Source organism: Mycobacterium sp. NGS39 (assembly GCF_059812765.1).
In genome coordinates this window covers 214209-234211 of sequence record NZ_JCALDH010000005.1, presented here as the reverse complement: position 1 = coordinate 234211, position 20003 = coordinate 214209, and the positions used below count along the sequence as shown (strand labels likewise).

Sequence of the window (20003 nt, the reverse complement as noted above, 5' to 3'; positions counted from 1 at the left end):
GTCTGCTGGTGGATCTGTGACCAGGTGCCCGTAAAACGAGAAGGCCACGGATCCTTGCTGTCTGCGGGTCCGTGGCCTTGGATGTGGGAGCTGCTAGATGGTGCTCCCGTCCACGAACCCGACAGTCGCGGCGGTGCGGCGCTTGCGCGCGGGCGCCGCCGCCGCATGCGCCGACGCGGCGGCATGCGCGGTCCAGGTGCCGGCCGGAAGAGCCCGAGCAGCGCCGACAACGCGCATGCCTACCGCGAACGCATTGATGCTCAACATGATCGGGCTCCTCCTCTCGTCACGGCTGCGGATGAATCGTGGGCGTCACACGCCCGTTTGAGGGTAAAGGGTAGCAGTATCCGTCGACAACCAATTTTTGACCTGCGGTTATGCGCTGCGGGCGCGGACGAGCGCGAGCACGTCGGGCCCGAATTGTTCGAGCTTGCGCGCGCCGATGCCCGGGATGGCCACCAAGGCCTGGTCATCGGCGGGCAGCTGTTCGGCGATCGCGATCAACGTGTTGTCCGTGAACACCACGAACGCCGGCACATCCATCGCTGTGGCGGTGCGCAACCGCCATTCTTTGAGCTGCTTGAGCAGTTCTTCGTCGATATCGGCCGGACATTTCTCGCAGCGGCGCAACATGATCGCGGTGGGTGTCGAAAGGGAGGCGTTGCAGATCCGGCAGCGTGGCGTCGACCCGCGTGCACGCCGTGGCTTGCGGGCCGCGGTCTCGGACGGTGTCTGCGGCGCAATGCCCGCCAGAAACCGTGACGGTCGCCGGGTCTGCCGACCGCCGGCGGTGCGCGAGAGCGCCCAACTCAGCTCCAAATGCGTTCGCGCCCTTGTGATTCCGACATAGAGCAGTCGACGTTCCTCTTCGACGGCCTCGCTGTCGGGGCCGTGGGCGAGGGCATGCGAAATGGGCAGTGTGCCGTCGGCCAGCCCGACCAGAAACACCGCATCCCATTCCAGGCCCTTGGCGGCGTGCAGCGACGCGAGTGTCACCCCTTGGACCACCGGGGGGTGGCGGGAGTCGGCGCGCACGCGCAACTCGGCCAGCAGCCCGGGCAGGTCGAGGCCGGGCCGGCGGGCGACCTCGTCGTCGACCAGTTCGGCGAGCGCGCCGAGCGCCTCCCAACGCTCCCGCGCCCGAGCGCCGGCCGGTGGGGTGGCGGTCAGACCGAGCGGCTCCAGCAGGGCCCGCACCAGCGGGCCGAGCTCGCCGGTGGCGCCGCGTTCGGCGGCGCGATGCAGCGCCACGAGTGCCTGCCTGATTTCCTGGCGGGTGAAAAACCCTTCGCCGCCACGGACCTGGAAGGGAACGCCGGCCTCGGTGAGCGCCTCTTCGTACACCTCGGACTGGGCATTGATGCGGTACAGCACCGCGATTTCCGACGGGGCGGTGCCGGCCTGGATCAGAGCTTTGATTTTCGACGCGACCGCAGCCGCCTCGGCGACCTCGTCGGAATGTTCGGAGAACGACGGCACCGGCCCGGGGGCGCGTTGCCCGATCAGGTGCAACTTGGCGCCTGCGACCCGGCCACGCGCGGCTGCGATCACCCGGTTGGCGAGCGATACGACTTGCGGGGTGGACCGGTAGTCGCGCTCGAGACGGACCACGGTGGCGTCCGGAAAGCGGCGGGAGAACTCGAGAAGGAAGCGTGGCGTGGCGCCGGTGAACGAGTAGATGGTCTGGTTCGCGTCGCCGACCACCGTCAGGTCGTCGCGCTCCCCCAGCCAGGCGGTAAGCACCCGTTGCTGCAGCGGAGTGACGTCCTGGTACTCGTCGACGACGAAGCAGCGGTACCGGTCCCGGAACTCCTGCGCGACGGCGGCGTCGTTCTCGATGGCCGCGGCGGTGTGCAGCAGCAGGTCGTCGAAGTCGAGCAGCACCACGCCGTCGCGGCGGGTCTTAGCTGCTTCGTAGCCCGCGTACACCGCGGCGACCTTGCCCGCGTCCAGTGGGGTGTCCCGTCCGATTTCGGCGACCGCGTCCGCGTATCCCTCCGGAGTGATCAGCGATGCCTTTGCCCACTCGATCTCGCCGGCGAGATCGCGCACGTCGTCACTGGAGACCTGCAGTCCCATCCGGGAGGCGGCGTGCGCCACGACGGAGAACTTGCTGTCCAGCAGCTCCCAGCGGGCATCGCCGATTACGCGTGGCCAGAAGTAGCTCAGCTGGCGGCGGGCAGCGGCATGGAAGGTGACGGCCTGCACCGAGCCGGTGCCGACCCCGTCGTCGAGCTCGCGCAGCCGGTTGCGCATCTCGCCGGCGGCGCGCTGGGTGAATGTCACAGCCAGGACCTGCCCGGGTGCGACGTGTCCGGCCGCGACCAGGTGCGCGATGCGGCGGGTGATGGTGCGGGTCTTGCCGGTGCCGGCGCCGGCCAGCACGCACAGCGGTCCGCGCGGGGCCAGCACGGCTTCGCGCTGCTCGTCGTCGAGGTCGGCAGCGATGAGCCTCTCGGGCGAAGAGCCACCAGCAGCGATGAGCCTCTCGGGCGAAGAGCCACTGGTCCGGACCGTCGGCATGGTGCCCATCATGGCAGCACGCCCCGACACCATGGCGCGGGAATCGCGGCGTGTGACGATTGGTTAAATCTGGCTATGACATCTGTGCCGTTGACCATGTACACCACCAGCTGGTGCGGTTATTGCGTGCGGTTGAAGACGATGCTGAAGGCCGACGGGATCGCCTACGAGGAGATCAACATCGAAGAGGACCCGGCTGCTGCGCAGTTCGTCAGTTCGGTGAACGGCGGCAACCGCACGGTGCCCACCGTGAAGTTCGCCGACGGCTCCACGATGACCAATCCGAGTGCGGCGCAGGTCAAACAGAAGTTGGCGCAGCTGGCGAATTAGTCTGCGTAAGCCCAGGATTCGATGATCTCGCGGGCGATCGAAATCGATCCGGGCAGCAGCAGCCGTGACACAGAACTGCTGCTCCAGTCGCCCTGCGCGAGCGCGTCGCGGACCTCGGCGCGGCTGAACCAGGCGGCCTCGGCGATTTCGCCGTCGTTGAAGGAGAACTGCTCGTCGGGGTCGGCGATCGCGTGGAAGCCGACCATCAGCGACCGCGGGAATGGCCACGGCTGGCTGCCCAGGTAGCGCACGTCGCGCACATGCAATCCGATCTCTTCGGCGATCTCGCGGACCACACACGACTCGAACGACTCACCGGCTTCGACGAATCCGGCCAGCAGCGAGAAGAACCTCTCGGGCCAGACGGTTTGGCGGGCCAGCACCGCGCGGTCAGCGCCGTCGTGCACCAGACAGATCACCGCCGGGTCGATCCGGGGGTATTCCTCGTGGCCGGTGACCGGGTCGACGCGTGCCCAGCCGGCCTTGACGGGTTTGGTGGGGGCGCCGTCGACCGGGCTGAACCGTGCGTTGTCATGCCAGTTCAGCAGCGCCGCCGCGGTGGCGACGAGTTGGGCGCTGACGTCATCGAAGAGCTGTCCACCGCGGCGCAGATCGACAACCTCGGCGCCGTCGTGGTCGTCGTGGGCCAGCGGCGCGCGGATGCCCCACACGTGCCGGCCGTCCGGCAGCCGGCCGAGGACCACCGCCTCCTGCGGCGGCCTGTCGCCGAGTCCGAGGGCGCTGTCGAGCACCACATGCGAGCCTGAGACCAGCACCCGGTTACGTGAATCCACCCGCAGCACAACGGCATTCGGCCACCCGGCCACCGCAGCGTCGACATCCGTGCGAACAGCGTCGGCTCGATCGGCGCCGACGCGGGCGAGCAAGGGGACGTTGCGCAGCTTCAAGATCAGCTGCGTTCCACGCTGCGCACATATAGCAGCCGGTCCCCCGGCTCGAGCGCATCGACTTCCGGCGAGTCGACCCGCAGCAGCGTGCCGTTGCGGACCACCCCGAGCACGATGTCGGACAGGTGCCGCGGCGAACCGCCGACCTCCTTGCGTTCCACCTCGCGCTCGGCGATCGCGAACCCTTCCTCAGGGGTGAGCAGGTCTTCCATCATCTCCACGACGCTGGGGGTGGACGTCGCGATACCCAGCAGCCGGCCGGCGGTGTCAGACGACACCACCACCGAGTCGGCGCCGGATTGCCGCAGCAGATGGCGGTTTTCGGCCTCGCGCACCGCCGCGACGATCTTGGCCTTGGGGGCGAGTTCGCGGGCGGTGAGCGTGACGAGGACCGCGGTGTCGTCGCGGTTGGTGGCGACCACGATCGCGGCGGCGTGCTGTGCGCCGGCGAGCCGGAGGACGTCGGACTTGCTGGCGTTGCCGTGAACGGTGACGAGCCCGTTGGTGGCGGCCTGTTCCAGCACGGATTGGTCGGTGTCCACGACCACGATCTCGCCGGCTGGAGTGCCGTCGCCGATCATCGCGTCGACCGCTGTCCTGCCCTTCGTGCCGTAGCCGATCACGATGGTGTGGTTACGCACTCTTTTCCTCCATCGCTGGATCTTGAGGGCCTGACGGGACTGCGTGGTGAGCGTCTCGACGGTGGTGCCGATCAGCACGATCAGGAAGGCCACCCGCAGCGGGGTGATCACCAGGACGTTGACCAGTCGGGCGGATTCGGTGACCGGGGTGATGTCGCCGTAACCGGTGGTCGAAAGCGACACCGTCGCGTAGTAGAAGCAGTCGAGGAACGACAGCGGGTTGTCTTGTCCGCCGTCCCGATAGCCGTCGCGGTCCAGATACACGATCAGCACCGCCGCGAATAGCGCCAGCGCCGCGTACACCACCCGCCGAAAGATCCGCTGCCCGGGGCTGACGAACTTCTCCGGGATGCGCAGCACGTCGACCAATGCGGCATCCGGTCGTGATGTGAGCGCGTCGTCGCCGCTGGCCAAGCGCCTCAACTTACTGCTGGCCACGCTGACCCGTCATGATTCGGTTCCCGTCTGGGCCGGTCCGCACGGGCACAATGCTCTCATGACACGGACCGACGCCAACCCGACCGCCACGCGTGCGACACGGATGGGCGCGATGCTGCTCGGCATGGGCACCCTGCACTTCGTCGCGCCGAAACCGTTCGACTCGATCGTGCCGGCCGAGCTGCCCGGCTCGGCGCGGTTCTATACCTACGCCTCGGGGGTGGCGGAGTTGGCGACGGGCGCGCTGCTGTTGGTGCCCCGCACGCGCAGGGTGGGCGGGCTGGTGGCCGCAGCGCTGTTCTTGTCGGTGTTTCCCGCCAACGTCAACATGGTCCGGCTCTGGTGGAGCAAGCCGTGGCCGATGCGGGCGGTGGCGATCGCCCGGCTGCCGCTGCAGATTCCGATGATCAGTCAGGCGCTCAACGTCTGGCGTTCCGCGCCGTGAGCTTGCACCAGAATCGCGTCGAGCTCCGCGGCACCGGGCAGGGTGTCGGGGCGGATCGTGCGGCCCGAGCGCACGTAATGGAACGCGGCGCGCACCCGGTCTTCCGGGCAGCCGCGTAACGCCGCCCACGCCAACCGGTACACCGCCAGCTGGACGGCTGCCTGCGCAAGCTCGGCCTCGGTGCTCGGCGGCTCGCCGGTCTTCCAGTCCACCACGGTCTCTGTGCCATCGGCATCGGCGAACACCGCGTCGATGCGGCCGCGCACGACGGTCTGACCGACGGTCATCTCGAACGGCACTTCGACATCGACCGGGGTGCGCGACGCCCACGGCGACGCGATGAACGCGTCCTGCAGCTCGGTCAGCTTCTCCGCATCGGCTGCTGCAGCGTCGACCGCACCGGGTAGGTCGTCGAGGTCGAAAAGCCGCTCGGCGCCGTAGAAACGCTGCACCCATTCATGGAAAGCGGTGCCCAGCAGTGCGTTTGGATCGGGCCGCTTGGGCAGCCGGCGAAGCAGCTGCTGGGCCGCGGTGACCGGGTCGCGGCCCATCTCGACGAGGCTGCTCACCGAGATCTCGGGGGGCAGGACGGCTTTCGACGGCGTTTCGATGCGGGCCCGCTCAGCCAGCAGCGCGTCCACATCGGCCGCCCACCCCTCCGGGTCGGTGCCGGATTCCGTCGGCGCGTCGATAGCCGCGGACACCAGCGCGGCACCGCGTTCGACGTCGGCGCGTCGGCCTCCGAGAGGATCGGCGGGCCAGACGGCCTCGATCACAGCTTCCCGCAACGGGTTTGGATCGCCATCGGCCGGGGGCGGCGCCCAGTTTTCGATCACGCCGCACGGCTCGCCGTCGGCCGCGGACTTCTCGATGATGTCTTTGAGCTCGGTGAGGAACTCCGACGGTCCGGCGGGCTTGGCGGCCGACGGCCCCCAGTGGTGACCGGACAGCAGCAGGGTGTCCTCCGCGCGGGTGATCGCCACGTACAAGAGTCGGCGTTCTTCGTCCACTCGGCGCTGCTCGAGCTGGCGGCGATGCGCATTGATGGTGTCCGACAATTGCTTTCGATTCGTCACGGCGCCCGTATCGAGGACCGGCACGCCGAGCACGCCGTCAGCCGAGCGGTCGCCGCGCAGCAGCGGCGGCAGATCCGCGGCGTCGGTCAGCCAGGTACGCGCGGAGGCCGTCGACGGGAAAACGCGGGTGGTGAGATGCGGCACCGCCACGATCTGCCATTCGAGCCCTTTGGCGGCATGCACGGTCATCACCTGCACGCGCTCGCGCGAAACCGCGACGTCAGCCGGCGCCAAACCGTTTTCGACGGCCGCGGCGGCGTCGAGGTAGGACAGGAACCCGGGCACCGACGCGTTGGGCCGGTCCGCGTAGTCGGCGACCACGTCGGCGAACGCGTCAAGGTGCTCGCTGCCCGACCAGCCGGCGTCGACGGTCCGCGCTGCCATGGCTTCGACGTCGACACCGAGCATCCGGCGGATCTCAGCGACGAGATCGGGCAGCGGGTAGTCGAGTTTGCTGCGTAACACGGTCAGTTCGCGGCCGAGTGCGACGACACGTCGGTAGCCTTCCGCCGAGTAGCCGCTCGGTGGGCCGGGGTCGCAGATCGCGTCGGCGAGGCAGGCGGTGTCCGCGTCCGGCGCGGCCTGCGCGACGAGCTGGTCGAGAGACACCGGCGCGGCCTGACCGTCGAGGTCCGTAGCTCGGCGCCACAGCGCCGCAATGTCTTTCCCGCCGAGCCGCCAGCGCGGACCCGTCAGCACGTGCATGGCCGCCGAGCCGGCGGCGGGATCGACGACCAGCCGCAGCATCGCGACGACGTCGGCAACCTCAGGGACATCCAGCAACCCGCCGAGTCCCACCACCTCGACGGGCACGCCGCGTGCGGTGAGGGCCTCGGCCATCGGAGCGGCGTCGGCGTTGCGCCGCACCAGCACTGCGGCCGTGGGAGGCTGGGCTGCAACGGCTTTCGCTTCGTGATAGCGGGCGGCGAGGTGCTCGGCCACCCAGTTGCGTTCGGTGTGCACGGTGTCCAAGAGCGCACACCGAACCGTGCCCGGAGGCGCGTCCGGGCGCGCACGCAGTGTGCGTACCGCCACCGAGCGGCCCCGTGCGTCGGCCGACACCACATTGGCCAGATGCAAGGTCCTCGGTGGATTGCGCCAGCTGGTGCGCAGTTCCAATGTGGGCGCCGGCGTGCCGTCGGCGCGCGGGAAATCCGTGGCGAACCGCGGCAGGTTGGTGGCCGACGCGCCGCGCCAGCCGTAGATCGACTGGATCGGATCACCCACGGCGGTCAGCGCGAGGTCGTCGTCGACCCCTCCGCCGAACAACGACGACAGCGCGATCCGCTGGGCGTGACCGGTGTCTTGGTACTCGTCGAGCAGCACGACGCGAAACCGGCGCCGCAACTGCTCGCCGACTTCGGGATGTGCCGCCGCGAGCCGTGCGGCAGCGGCCATCTGCTGGCCGAAGTCCATTACCTTCTCGGCGCGCATGCGGGCGTGTAATGCATCGACGAGCGGCACCAATTGGGTGCGCTCGTGCTGCACGGCGAGCATGCGCAACAGCCATTGGCTGGGACCGCGGTCACGTTGGTAAGGCCCTGCCGGCAGCGTGTGCACGAGCCGTTCGAGTTCGACGTGCGTATCGCGCAGCTGGTCGGTGCCGACGAGGTGTTCGGCCAGCGCCGACGACAGTCTGAGCACCATCGAGGTGACCGCGGCCGGGGTCTTGTCGGTGTCGAGGTCGCCCGGATAGTCGCAGACAACCCGAAAAGCCAACTGCCACAACTCCGTTTCACTGATCAGCCGGGTATCGGGTTCGAGCGGAAGCAGCAATCCGTGGTCGCGCAGCAGGGTGCCGGCGAAGGCGTGGTAGGTGCTGACGGTCGGCGGCTCGGCGTCCGCGGCGGCTTCCGTGCGTGCGGCCGGTGTCCCCACTGTCAGACCCGAGCCCGCCAGGCGCGACAGCCGTGAGCGGACCCTGCGCAGCAGTTGCGCGGCGGCCTTGCGGGTGAACGTCAAACCCAAGACCTGACCGGGGTCGGCGAAGCCGTTGGCGACCAGCCACACCACGCGCGCGGCCATGGTTTCTGTCTTGCCGGCGCCGGCACCGGCGATCACCACCAACGGCCCGGGCGGCGCGGCGATCACCGCGGCCTGCTCGTCGGTAGGTGTCGGCAAGCCCAGTGCGCGTGCGAGTTCGGCGGGGCTGTGCTGCGGCGTCATCAGATCTGTCCCCCGCTCGCGGGTGATGCACCCATGGCCGGGCAGCTGGAGCGGACGGGGCAGTGGCTGCAGCTGTCGTTGACTCGGGCGAGAAACGTCGGGCCGGTGGTTGCAGCCGCCGCTTGGTGCACGGCGCGTCGCCACTGCTGCCGCGTGTCCGGTGTCAAGGGGTCCTGGTCACGTTCGACGACGCCAGGTTTGCCGAGGTAAACGAGCCGGCCACCACCGGGGTGCCCCTCTGTTGGCATGAGGCCTTCGGCGACAGCGAGCTGGTAGGTGCCCAGTTGCGGATGCCGTTGAGCGTCGTCCTTGCACACGGGGCGTTTTGCGGTCTTGATGTCGACGATCACCAGCCGGCCGGCCGCATCTCGCTCAAGGCGGTCGATGCGGCCGCGCACCCGGACGTCGGGCAGGTCCGGCTGCGGGCTGGCCAGCACCCCGTCGACCTCGACCTCGGTGCCGACCACCGTCAACTCGCGCCGGCTCTGTGCGCGCCACTGACAAAAGGCCGACAACATCGCGCGGTGGCGAGCAAGCTCGTTGCGGGAATGCCACTGCGACTCGAATGGCAAAGCGTCCCAGACTTTTTCGAGCTCGCTGACGAGTTGCGCTTCAGACTTGCCCTCGGCGGCGATCAGCGTATGCACCACAGAACCGAGCACCGACCGTACCTCGTGGCCGTTGGCGCCGCCGTGACGCTCCAGCAGCCACCGCAGCGGGCAGTCGGTGAGCGTCTGGATGGTCGACGGCGACAAGGTGACGGGGCGGCCGTCGGGGTCGACGACCGGTTGATCGGTGCTGACGGGTGTCCGCCCGTACCAGGTTGAAGGGTCGGCACCTGGCACCCCGGCGGCGGCGAGCCGCGCCAATTGGGTTGCGGCGTAACGCCGGCGCGCATCGTCCACTACACCGTCAGGTGCGCAGACCACCGCACGTAATCTGCCCACGAGCGCCGCCGGTGCGAGCAATCTGGGAGCCGTCGCAGCCAGTTGGTCGTCAACGTCGGCGAGTTGCTTTAGTTCGTCGACGAAAATCGACGGCACGCTGGCGTCGTCACCGTCGCTGTCAACCGCCGTGATCAGCAGCTGCCGCCGCGCCCGACCCAGCGCGGATATCAGCAGCCGACGCTCGTCAGCCAGCACCGGCGCCCGGGCCGACGCCGTGCCGGCGACACCATCGAGGACGTCGAGGAGTTGCTGCGTGCGCAACACACCACCACGCGGAACAGCGTTGGGCCACAAGCCTTCCTGAAGACCTGCGATCACCACCATCTCCCACTCGCGACCCAGGGCCGCGTGTGCGCTGACGATTGCGACGCTCTCGGGCTCACTGAGCGGTTCGCGCTCCGGAGGAGCAAGTGCCAATGCGTTGACGTGGTCGACGAGCCCCCGCACCGTCGCGCCCGGCGTGTTGGCGACGTAGCCGTCGGCGATGTCGAAAAGTGTGGTGACGGCGTCGAGGTCGCGGTCGGCCTGCGCTGCCGTGGTGCCGCCGCGTGTTGTGGCTTGCAGCCATCGCCTCTGCAGTCCTGACCGGCTCCATGCCTGCCACAGCGCGTAGCGAGGATCCTGCCCAGCGGCACGGGATGCGGCGTCCACCACGCCCCGTACCCGGCGCAGCGCCGGCGCATATGCCGCGGGCAGGTGTGCCGAATCACCAGTCAGAGCGTCGGCCAGCAATTCCCCGAATTGCATTGAGCCGGCTGTGTTTTCGCGACGGCGCAGGCAGCGTCTCAATGCCCGCAGCGACACCGGGTCGATTCGGCCGATCGGGCCGGTGACCAGCGCGAGCGCCTGCTCGCCGGTGAGCCCGTCGACAGCTGCGGAAAGTGCAGTGAGCAGTGCATGCACTGCGGGGTGATCAGCTGGTGACGTGGTGGGCGCCGGGGGACGCACCGGCACACCGGCCGCGGCGAGCGCACGCGGCAGCACCGACGCCGCGTGCGGCAACGACCGCACGATCACCGCCATCTGTGACCACGGCACGCCGTCGACCAGGTGTGCGCGCCGCAAGGCGTCGGCGATCACCGCCGCCTCGGCATGCGCCGACGACGCCAGCCGCACGACGACCGACCCGGAATCGTCGCCGCACCCCTCGATCACGCGGGCCGGCGCGCTGCCGGGCAACCGGGCCGCGATCGCGCTCACCGCGCGCGCGATCGACGGTGCACAGCGGTAGGACTGCGTCAGCGTCACGGTCTGGCCGTCCTCGCCGGAAAGCAGCGCCGGATCTGCGCCGCGGAAGCCGAAGACGGTCTGGTTGGGGTCTCCGGCGATAACGGTCACCGCCGCGCCTTGCGCGATCACACGCACCAACCGCGCGGCTTGCGGATCGAGGTGCTGTGCATCGTCGACAAGCAGCACGCGGATCCGGCTGCGCTCGGCGGCCAACAGGCCCGGGTCGGTGGCCAACGCCTCGAGTGCGGCGCCGACGAGCTCAGCCGCACCGAGTGCCGGAACCGTGGCGTGCGGTGCCGCCCGGCCCGCTGCGGCCCGCAACAGCATGACCTGCTCGTACTGCTGGGCGAACTGCCCGGCCGCCACCCACTCCGGGCGTCCCGAGGCCTTGCCGAGCCGCTGCAGCTGCGGTCCGTCGACACCGCGTTCGGCGCAGCGCGCCAACAGGTCTCGCAATTCGGTGGCGAATCCCGCGGTGGTGAGCGCGGGCCGCAGCGGCTCGGGCCACGCCACCATGGCGTCTGGCCCGTCGGCGAGGTCACCGGCCAGCAGTTCTCGGATGATGCCGTCCTGCTCGGTGCCGGTGACCAGGCGTGGCGGCGGGTCACCGGCGCGCTGAGCGGCCAGCCGCAGGATCGCGAATGCATAGGAATGCAGCGTGCGCACCAGCGGCTCGCGGATCACCATGGGGCCTTGCCCGGTCAGCGCCGCGGCCAGGGCGCGACGCGCCCTGACCGCCGCCCGCGCCGTGGGGCACAGCAGCAGAACGGATTCCGGCTCCAGGCCGGAGGCGATGTGCTGGGCCGCGGCGTCGACAAGCCGGCTGGTCTTCCCCGTGCCGGGACCGCCGACGAGGCGAACGAGGCCCCGGGTTTCGGGGTGGATGATCGGCTGCGGTGAGGCCATGCCGGCATGACACCACGGGGGTGTGACAAGTTGCGGTTTGGCAGGATCGAGCCATGTCTGATCTGCACGTCTACCGATACGGACCTGACGGGCCGATCAGGGTGCTGGCGATCCACGGGCTAACCGGACACGGCAAGCGCTGGCAGAGGTTGGCCACCCGGCACCTCGCCGACGTCACCGTCGCCGCGCCGGACCTGCTGGGGCACGGGCGCTCATCGTGGGACGCGCCGTGGACCATCGACGCGAACGTCGCCGCACTGGCAGCCCTGCTCGATGCCGATGGCGGCCATCCGGTGGTGGCGGTCGGCCATTCGTTCGGCGGGGCGATCGCACTGAGCCTGGCTGCACAGCGGCCCGATCTGATCGACGCGCTGGTGCTGCTTGACCCCGCGGCCGGTCTCGATGGCGGCCGCATGCGCCAGATCGCCGACGAGATGCTGGCGTCCCCCGACTACGCCGACCGCGATGAAGCCCGCGCCGACAAGCTGTCCGGGTCGTGGCACGAGGTCCCCCAGCAGGACCTCGAAGCCGAGCTGGACGAGCACCTGGTGTCCTGGCCCGGTGGCCGGGTGGGGTGGCGGATCAGCTTACCGGCGATGATGTCCTACTGGAGTGAGCTGGCCCGGCCAATTGTGTTGCCACGCAGCGGTATGCCGACGACACTGATGCGCGCCACCAAGACGCAGCCACCGTACGTCACAGACGCGCTGGTGCAGGGGTTGCAAGACAGCCTCGGCCCTGACTTCACCCTCGTCGACGTCGACTGCGACCACATGCTGCCGCTGGCCCGGCCCGGCCACACCGCGGCGGCAGTGCGGCAACGGCTATGACGGCTGTCAGCGACGCCGACGTCGAACGGGTACGCGCGCTGGTCTTAGCCATACCGCCGGGAAAGGTGGCGACATACGGCGACATCGCCAGCGCTGCAGGGCTTTCCAGTCCACGAACTGTCGGCTGGATCATGCGCACCGACTCCGCGGATCTACCGTGGCACCGCGTGATCCGCGCCGACGGCCGTCCCGCACCGCACCTGCGGAGCAGGCAGTTGGCGTCGCTGCGCGCCGAAGGCGTGCTGGCCGTCGACGGCAGGGTGCCGCTACGCGACGTCCGCCACACGTTCTGACTGCACCGTCGAGACTCGCACCCGCGCGGCGTTCCATGGCGCAATACCGTCGCGGCATTGGAAGCGGGCCGCCACGAGGTCGACGAGTGCGGGGTGCGAACCCAGCGGGGCGGTCACTGCTGTCGCGCCACAGTGGGCCAGCCGATCGTGAAAGAGGCCGGGCGCCAACAGGTACGACGCGACGAACACCCTGCGTCGACCCGCGGCCCTCAGCTGCTCGACGACGTCACCCACACGTGGCGCGCCCGTGGCCACGAAGCCGATCTCCACCGGGCCGACATGGTGCCCCAATAACTCTGCCGCGCAATGCAAGTCGCGATGAGCTCGCGGGTCCGAGGATCCGGCGGCTGCCATCACCACCGCATCGCCAGGGTGCCACCCCGCCTCGCGCAGCCGGTCACGCATCACCACCGCCAGCGTGGGGTCGGGCCCGATCGTCGGCCTCACCGACACGCCGGTACAACCGCTTTCGGCAATCCGCGCAGGAAGGTCGGTGTGGACGTGATAGCCGCCCGCCAGGAACGCGGGAACGACGATCGCGGGACCTCGGCTGAGAGCAAGAACCTCAGCGGGACTCGGTCCGAGTACGTCGACGAATGCGGTGTGCACCGGGCCGACACGGCGTGCTACCGCGGAACTCAGCTCGAAGATCGACTGCACACCGGCGCTGCTGCGGGTGCCGTGCGCGACCAGGATCAGCATTCGGCCGGATCGATCGCGAGCCGGTAGCCGCGCTTGACGACGGTCTGGACCGCGCCCGGCGCACCGAGTGCCGAACGCAGCCGCGCCATCGCGGTTTCCACTGCGTGCGTGTCTGCTCCGCCGCCGGGCAGTTGGGCGAGCAGCTGCTCGCGCGACACCACCAATCCGGGATTGGCCATCAGCCGGCGCAACAAAGCCATTGCGGCAGGCGGCAGAGTGCGGATTTCGCCGTCGACAGCGACTGTCGAGCTACGCACGCTGATGCGATGACCGCCTGCCGTGAAATGATATGCACGCCTGGGTACTTCGTCGCTGATGAGCCGCGCGAGCGCTCCCAGCCGATAGCGTTGCGGGTAGCTTGCCGGCACTCCGAGCCGGCGCAGGGGCGCGGCGGTAACCGGGCCGACGCAGATCGCTGAGACATGCTCTCGCAGCGCCTCGACGAGTTCACTCACGCATCCAAGGGCCTTGGCTCGCTGCAACATCGACGCAGCCGCCGGCGCACTGGTGAAGCTCACGGCGTCCACGTCGGCGTTGATGATCATGCCGATCAGCTGGTCCATCGGACGGCTGTCCTCCGGTGATTCCCAGCGGTAGACCGGTACTTTCACGACGTCCGCGCCCGCCATGGTCAGCGCATCGCAGATGTCGGCGTTGGGTTCCCACTCCGACGCTGCGCCGTGTAACTGCACCGCGACGCGCAATCCGGCGGCACCGTCGGCGAGCAGTCGGTCGAGAACCTCAGCTGACGCCTCCGATTCCGGACTCCACTCCTCGCACAGGCCGGCTTGACGAATGGCGCCGCGCGCCTTTGGCCCGCGCGCGAGGATGCGCGTCGAGCCGAGCGCTTCGGCCAGCTCGTCGGCCACGTCCCAGCCGTGCGCGGCCTCGATCCAGCCGCGGAACCCGATGCCCGTCGTCACCACCACCACATCGGGCGGTTGCGCGATGAGAAGCTCTGTGACGCGGCGTAATTCGGTGTCGTCGATCAGCGGGATGATCCGGATCGCCGGTGCATGTACGACGGTTGCGCCGCGGCGCTCGAGAAGGGTGATGAGCTCTTCGGATCGTCGTGCCGCGGTCACGCCGATCGTGAACCCTCTCAACGGTTCATTCGCAGGCGATTTCAACGATTCCATCAGTCACTCGCACGTCGTAGACCTTCAGCGCGCGCGACTCGTCATCGAGGCAGCGTCCATCACGAAGAGAGAAAACCTGTTTGAGTAGAGGCGACGCCACCGTCGGCTCACCACGCCGATCGCCGGTGATGCCGCGCGACATCACGGCGGCCCGGCCGAACGGGTCGATGTTGCTGACTGCTGCCAATGTGCCGTCGGGCAGCAAAAACAATGCCGCTTGTTGCCCGTCGGCAAGCAGCACCGCGACACCCCGGCCGGGCAGCAGCTCATCGAGGCGGCAGGCCGCGGTCCACGTGCGGGTCGCGAGGTCGGCGGTCCGGGGGCCGTCAACGAGAACGGTCATGAGTGCCCACTCCTTGCTGAATTTGTTGTGAACCCATTGCAGTCAAGCCGTGTTTCCAAGCCATTAATTCGACCTTTCGCGCGTGTCACCGAATCGCGGTGTGCCCAACAACACAGGCACCTTGCGCGGGCCGCTGTCGTCGAAGACGACGGTCGGATCGGCCTGGTCGGGCGCGTTGACGAACGACACGAACCGCGACAGTTTCGCGGGATCGGCCAGCACACCGGCCCATTCGTCGGAATAGCCGGCGACATGGCGCGCCATTGCCGCCTCGAGATCCGCGGCGATTCCCAGCGAGTCCTCGCATACGACGGCGCGGATGTGATCGAGGCCGCCGTCGATCGTTTCCTGCCACACCGCGGTGCGCTGCAGCCGGTCCGCCGTGCGGATGTAGAACATCAGATAGCGGTCGATGTAGCGGACCAGCGTCTCAGAGTCCAGATCACCGGCGAGCAGCTGCGCATGCTTCGGAGTGGCGCCGCCGTTGCCGCCGACGTAAAGGTTCCAGCCCTTTTCGGTCGCGATGACACCGACGTCCTTACTGCGCGCCTCCGCGCATTCCCGTTGGCAGCCCGACACGCCCATCTTGATCTTGTGCGGCGAGCGCAGCCCGCGATACCGCAGCTCCAGTTCGACGGCCATGGCCACGGAATCCTGCACGCCGTAGCGGCACCACGTCGAACCCACGCAGCTCTTCACCGTCCGCAGCGCCTTGCCGTACGCGTGGCCGGATTCCATGCCGGCGTCGATGAGCCGCTTCCAGATCAACGGAAGTTGTTCCACACGAGCGCCGAACAGGTCGATGCGCTGGCCACCGGTGATCTTGGTGTACAAGCCGAAGTCGCGGGCTACCTCGCCGATGGCGATCAGTTTCTCCGGGGTGATCTCGCCGCCCGGCAGCCGCGGCACCACCGAGTAGGTGCCGTTGCGCTGCAAATTGGCCAGGAAGTGGTCGTTGGTGTCCTGCAACGCGGCGGCCTCGCCGTCGAGGATATGATCCGACGACGTCGACGCGAGGATCGACGCGACCGCCGGTTTGCAGATGTCGCAACCGGTTCCGCTGCCGTACTTGGCGATCAGCGCGGAGAATGTGCGAATGCCGGTAGCGGCGACGATCTGGAACAGCTCCGCGCGGGACTGACTGAAGTGTTCGCACAACGCCTTGGACTGTTCGACACCCTGTGCCTCCAACAGCCGCTTGAGCATTGGAACACAACTGCCGCACGACGTCCCGGCCGCGGTGCAGCCCTTGATCGCGGGCACATCGCAGGCGCCCTCTGAAATCGCCTCGCAGATAACACCTTTGGTCACCGCGTTGCACGAGCAGATCTGCGCCTCGTCGGGCAGCGCACCCACCCCCACCTCGGCGCCGGCCGGGGCGATCAGCGACGCCGGGTCGGCGGGCAGTGGGCGCCCGACGAGCGGACGCAGCGTGCCGTATGCGGTCGCGTCGCCGACCAGGATGCCACCCAACAGCGTTGAAGCATCGTCAGACACAACGAGTTTCGCGTAGGTACCTTTCGTCGGGTCGTTGAGCACCACTTCCAGTGCGCCGTCACTGGTGGCGTGCGCGTCGCCGAAGCTGGCCACGTCGACGCCGAGCAGCTTGAGCTTGGTCGACATGTCCGCGCCGGGGAACTCCGCGGTGCCGCCGAGCAGCCGGTCGGCCACCACCTCGGCGGTGGCGTAGCCCGGTGCTACCAACCCGTAGCAGCGGCCTTCGATCGCCGCGACCTCGCCGATCGCGTAGATGAAGGGATCGCTTGTGCGGCAGGTGATATCGGTCAACACGCCACCGCGTTCGGCGATTGCCAGACCGCATGAGCGGGCCAGTTCGTCGCGCGGTCGGATACCGGCGGCGAAGATCAGCAGTCCGGCATCGATCACCGAACCGTCCGACAGCGCGGCCGTCAGGCCGTCGTCACGCGGTTCGATCGCGGTGGTGGACACACCGGTGTGTACGGTCAGGCCCAACTTCGTCACCAGACCGGCAAGCACAGCGCCACCGCCGTCATCGACCTGTGCCGGCATCAGTCGGTTGCCGAACTCGACGATATGCGGCCTCATGCCCAAGAGTCGCAGGGCATTTGCGGCTTCCAAACCCAGCAACCCGCCGCCGACGACCACGCCGTCAGCGCCCGGGGTCACCGCCGCGCGGATCGCGTCGAGGTCGTCGAGGGTGCGGTAGACAAAGCAACGCTGGCTGTCGCCGCCGGGCACAGGAGGCACAAACGGATACGAACCGGTGGCCAGCACCAGCGCGTCGTAGCCGAGCTCGTCACCGGTCGACGTGGTGACCACCTGCGCGTCGCGATCTATCGAAACCGCCCGCGTCCCGGTGCGCAGGTCGACGAATTCGTCACCGCGGTAATCGCTTCCGGGCAGGGCGAGTGCGGCGCGGTCCCAGCTGCCCACGTACGACGACAGCGCTACCCGGTCATAGGCGGGCGTCGGTTCCTCGCACAGCACCGTGATCCGCCAGCGCCCGTCGGGGTCGCGGTCGCGCAACGCTTCGACGAACCGGTGGCCCACCATGCCGTGGCCCACCACCACAACGTGTTTCGCGGTCATGCCGGCACCACCTCCGGTGTCGCAAGCGAGGGAACGGTGGCGGGACGGCGCACGTAGGCCAACCACGTGATCGTCGCGCACACCACGTAGCAGGCCAAGAAGGTCCAGAACGCCATCGTCGCCGAGTGCGCCGCGGACAGATAGGAAGCGCGCAACACCAGGTTGATGCCCACCCCGCCGAGTGCGCCGATGGCGCCGGCGATACCGATCAGCGCGCCGGACATACTCCGCGACCATGCAGTCTTTTCCGCCGCGGTCAGATCGTCGCGGCTTTGGGCCTTCGCGGCGAAGATTGACGGAATCATCTTGTATACCGAGCCGTTGCCGATCCCGGACAGCAGAAACAGCGCCACGAACCCGATGACGTAGGCGGTCATGATGCCGCCGGAAGGGGCACCGGGTGTGGCGTCGTCCATCCGTCCGGCGACCACCAGCCAGCCCGCCGCAGCGATCATCCCCACGAACGTGTACAGCGTCACCTTGCCGCCACCGATCCGGTCGGACAGCCAGCCGCCGGGCGGCCGCGACAACGAGCCCAGAAGCGGCCCGACGAATGCGATTTGAGCGGCGTGCAGCGACGCCTGGGCGGTCATCGCGGCGGTGGCCGGGCCGCCGTGAGCGAGGCCGGCCAGGAAGTTCATCTGCAGCACCTGGCCGAACGCGAACGAAAATCCGATGAACGAGCCGAAGGTTCCGATGTACAGCAGTGCGATCAGCCAAGAGTCACGGAAGGCCATGACTTCGACCATCGAGCGCACATTGGTCTTCTGGTGTTTGAGGTTGTCCATGAACAACGCCGCACCCACTGCCGCGAACGCGATCAGCACCAGATACACCGCGCACACCCAGTGCGGGGACCGGTTACCGACGGTCGCGATCACCAGCAGGCCGATCACCTGGATCACCGGGACACCGATGTTGCCGCCGCCCGCGTTGAGGCCCAGCGCCCAGCCCTTGTGCCGCTGCGGGTAGAACGCGTTGATGTTGGTCATCGACGAGGCGAAATTGCCGCCACCGAAGCCGGCGAGTGCCGCCACCAGCATGAAGGTGGTGTACGACGTGCCGGGGTGCGCCATGAAATACAGGGTCATCAGCGTCGGGATCAGCAGCAGCGACGCGGAGAAGACCGTCCAATTGCGGCCGCCGAAGCGGGTGACGGCGAACGTGTACGGGATGCGCATGATCGCACCCACCAGCGTCGGGACCGCGACGAGGAAGAACTTGCCTGCGGGATCGATGTGGTAGACGGCCTGGGGCATGAACAGCACCATCACCGACCAGATGGACCACACCGAGAAGCCGACGTGCTCGGCGATGACGGACCAGATCAGGTTGCGGCGGGCGATTTTGGCGCCGCCGTTGTTCCAGGCGTCGAGGTCTTCGGGGTCCCAATTGTCGATGTCGTGTCTGCGTGTCCGGGTGAGCATGCGGCCACGGTAGGAAAACCGTGTTGCGGCAACGCTGCAGGCGATGACCTGCTTGATACATCCTTCTCACATGCCCGGGGGCGGGCCGGTGAGCTAGAGGATCAACCGGACCAGCGCGGCGGTTCGGGCCAAACCGGGAAATGCCGCCGCGGTGGAGCGCGGGTGCAGGGCATGTACAGCGAGACGAAATATCAAGGCGCGCAACAACATTTGGGGCCATTCCGGTAGCGACGCCCAGCGCTCGATGAGTCCGTCGTCGGCGTCGCCCCAAGACAGCGCGTCCACCACGGCTACGCCGGCCGCCCACGACGCGGGTCGCCAGTACGGCGTGATGTCGGTGATGCCGGGAGCGGCAGTGCCTGCGAAAAGCACTGTGCCGTAAAGGTCGCCGTGCACCACTTGACTGGGAGTCTTCGTCGGCTTGCGCAGCCCGGCGAGCTGGTTGATCAAGTCGAGCGAACGCTGCCCGTCCGGCGATCCGGGTGACACCCGGGCACCTGACGGCCAGGAGTGCAGCGGGCGCTCTTCCCACGCCGCACGGTCCGCGGCGACGAACACGTCGACGTCGCCCCAGGGCGCCACCGGCGGCTGCGTCAGAAACCGTGGCCGTTCCAGCTTCGCGGTGGCCTCGTGCAGCCGCACCCCGGCCGACACCACCTCGTCGTGCCGCGGTTCCGGGGTCCCGGCGACGAAAGTGTCGGCGCGCCAGCCGGATACCACGTAGCGGCCGTCGGTCGAGCGCACCGGCCGAGCCAGCCGCACGCCGTCGACGAACAACGTTTCGCGCACCTTCGCCGACCAGGCGGCACGGGCGTGGTCGGCGATCATCGACAGCACGACCTCGCCGCAGCGGAAACCGCCTTCCCAGCCGGCCCCCAGCGGTACCGGACGAAATCCGCTCAGCCCGAACGCCGCCTGCACATGCTCCGGCGGACGCTCGACGATCATGGCGTCAGGTTACCTGCGCAAACTACTGCGGCCGGCGGGTGACCGAGCCGTGTCGGACGCGTCGTTACGCCGTCGAGACTGCGCAGAGATCGTGATTCGCGCCGGCGTCGCGATCTGCACGCAGTATCGACGAGAACGGC

16 protein-coding genes are annotated in these 20003 nt (G+C 68.6%); 4 read left to right on the top strand and 12 right to left on the bottom strand.

What is annotated here, in order from left to right; genetic code table 11:
* Window positions 1-93: 93 nt before the first annotated feature.
* Both AC5Y39_RS09585 and AC5Y39_RS09580 read right to left on the bottom strand, forming a co-directional pair.
* Window positions 94-267: a hypothetical protein gene (locus AC5Y39_RS09585; RefSeq protein WP_500018277.1), complete on the bottom strand. Its 174-nt coding sequence runs from the start codon at window positions 265-267 to the stop codon at window positions 94-96.
* 108 nt (window positions 268-375) lie between these two features.
* A complete protein-coding gene (locus AC5Y39_RS09580; protein WP_500018275.1) occupies window positions 376-2523 on the bottom strand; it encodes an ATP-dependent DNA helicase UvrD2 in 2148 nt (715 codons plus the stop codon).
* A 75-nt stretch (window positions 2524-2598) separates the two neighbouring features.
* Between AC5Y39_RS09580 and AC5Y39_RS09575 the strand changes: the two genes are divergently transcribed.
* Window positions 2599-2853, top strand: coding sequence for a mycoredoxin (locus tag AC5Y39_RS09575; protein ID WP_500018273.1), 255 nt, complete (start codon window positions 2599-2601; stop codon window positions 2851-2853).
* Here the strand turns inward: AC5Y39_RS09575 and nudC are convergent.
* Window positions 2850-3761: an NAD(+) diphosphatase gene (gene nudC / locus AC5Y39_RS09570; RefSeq protein WP_500018271.1), complete on the bottom strand. Its 912-nt coding sequence runs from the start codon at window positions 3759-3761 to the stop codon at window positions 2850-2852. The genes AC5Y39_RS09575 and nudC overlap by 4 nt on opposite strands.
* 2 nt (window positions 3762-3763) lie before the next feature.
* Entirely contained in the window at window positions 3764-4825 is a 1062-nt protein-coding gene (locus AC5Y39_RS09565; RefSeq protein ID WP_500018402.1) for a potassium channel family protein, read from the bottom strand.
* A gap of 73 nt (window positions 4826-4898) precedes the next feature.
* On the opposite strand from AC5Y39_RS09565, the gene AC5Y39_RS09560 reads away from it, so the two are divergent.
* Window positions 4899-5285, top strand: a complete 387-nt coding sequence (locus AC5Y39_RS09560) for a DoxX family protein (protein ID WP_500018269.1) — start codon at window positions 4899-4901, stop codon at window positions 5283-5285.
* Here the strand turns inward: AC5Y39_RS09560 and AC5Y39_RS09555 are convergent.
* Window positions 5252-8527, bottom strand: coding sequence for an ATP-dependent helicase (locus AC5Y39_RS09555; RefSeq protein ID WP_500018267.1), 3276 nt, complete (start codon window positions 8525-8527; stop codon window positions 5252-5254). The two genes, AC5Y39_RS09560 and AC5Y39_RS09555, sit on opposite strands and share 34 nt — an antisense overlap.
* Complete coding sequence (locus AC5Y39_RS09550) at window positions 8527-11610, bottom strand: ATP-dependent helicase (RefSeq protein ID WP_500018265.1); 3084 nt, start codon at window positions 11608-11610, stop codon at window positions 8527-8529. The genes AC5Y39_RS09555 and AC5Y39_RS09550 overlap by 1 nt, the downstream gene beginning before the upstream one ends.
* 53 nt (window positions 11611-11663) lie before the next feature.
* Here AC5Y39_RS09550 and AC5Y39_RS09545 point away from each other — a divergent pair, with 53 nt between their 5' ends.
* Both AC5Y39_RS09545 and AC5Y39_RS09540 read left to right on the top strand, forming a co-directional pair.
* Entirely contained in the window at window positions 11664-12440 is a 777-nt protein-coding gene (locus AC5Y39_RS09545) for an alpha/beta fold hydrolase (protein WP_500018263.1), read from the top strand.
* A complete protein-coding gene (locus tag AC5Y39_RS09540) occupies window positions 12437-12733 on the top strand; it encodes an MGMT family protein (protein WP_500018261.1) in 297 nt (98 codons plus the stop codon). Before AC5Y39_RS09545 ends, AC5Y39_RS09540 begins: the two co-directional genes overlap by 4 nt.
* On the opposite strand, the gene AC5Y39_RS09535 is transcribed toward AC5Y39_RS09540, so the two are convergent.
* The 6 genes from AC5Y39_RS09535 to AC5Y39_RS09510 form a co-directional block, all read right to left on the bottom strand.
* Window positions 12707-13435 (bottom strand): sirohydrochlorin chelatase, encoded by a 729-nt coding sequence (locus tag AC5Y39_RS09535; protein WP_500018259.1) that lies wholly within the window; start codon window positions 13433-13435, stop codon window positions 12707-12709. The genes AC5Y39_RS09540 and AC5Y39_RS09535 overlap by 27 nt on opposite strands.
* Window positions 13429-14574, bottom strand: a complete 1146-nt coding sequence (locus AC5Y39_RS09530; RefSeq protein WP_500018257.1) for a uroporphyrinogen-III synthase — start codon at window positions 14572-14574, stop codon at window positions 13429-13431. The genes AC5Y39_RS09535 and AC5Y39_RS09530 overlap by 7 nt, the downstream gene beginning before the upstream one ends.
* Window positions 14546-14917, bottom strand: coding sequence for a nitrite reductase small subunit NirD (gene nirD / locus AC5Y39_RS09525; protein ID WP_500018255.1), 372 nt, complete (start codon window positions 14915-14917; stop codon window positions 14546-14548). The genes AC5Y39_RS09530 and nirD overlap by 29 nt, the downstream gene beginning before the upstream one ends.
* A 63-nt stretch (window positions 14918-14980) precedes the next feature.
* Window positions 14981-17488, bottom strand: coding sequence for a nitrite reductase large subunit NirB (gene nirB, locus AC5Y39_RS09520; protein WP_500018253.1), 2508 nt, complete (start codon window positions 17486-17488; stop codon window positions 14981-14983).
* Entirely contained in the window at window positions 17485-18960 is a 1476-nt protein-coding gene (locus AC5Y39_RS09515) for a nitrate/nitrite transporter (RefSeq protein WP_500018400.1), read from the bottom strand. The genes nirB and AC5Y39_RS09515 overlap by 4 nt, the downstream gene beginning before the upstream one ends.
* 48 nt (window positions 18961-19008) lie before the next feature.
* On the bottom strand, window positions 19009-19863 hold the full coding sequence (locus AC5Y39_RS09510) for a TIGR02569 family protein (RefSeq protein ID WP_500018251.1): 855 nt from the start codon (window positions 19861-19863) through the stop codon (window positions 19009-19011).
* Window positions 19864-20003: the final 140 nt, after the last annotated feature.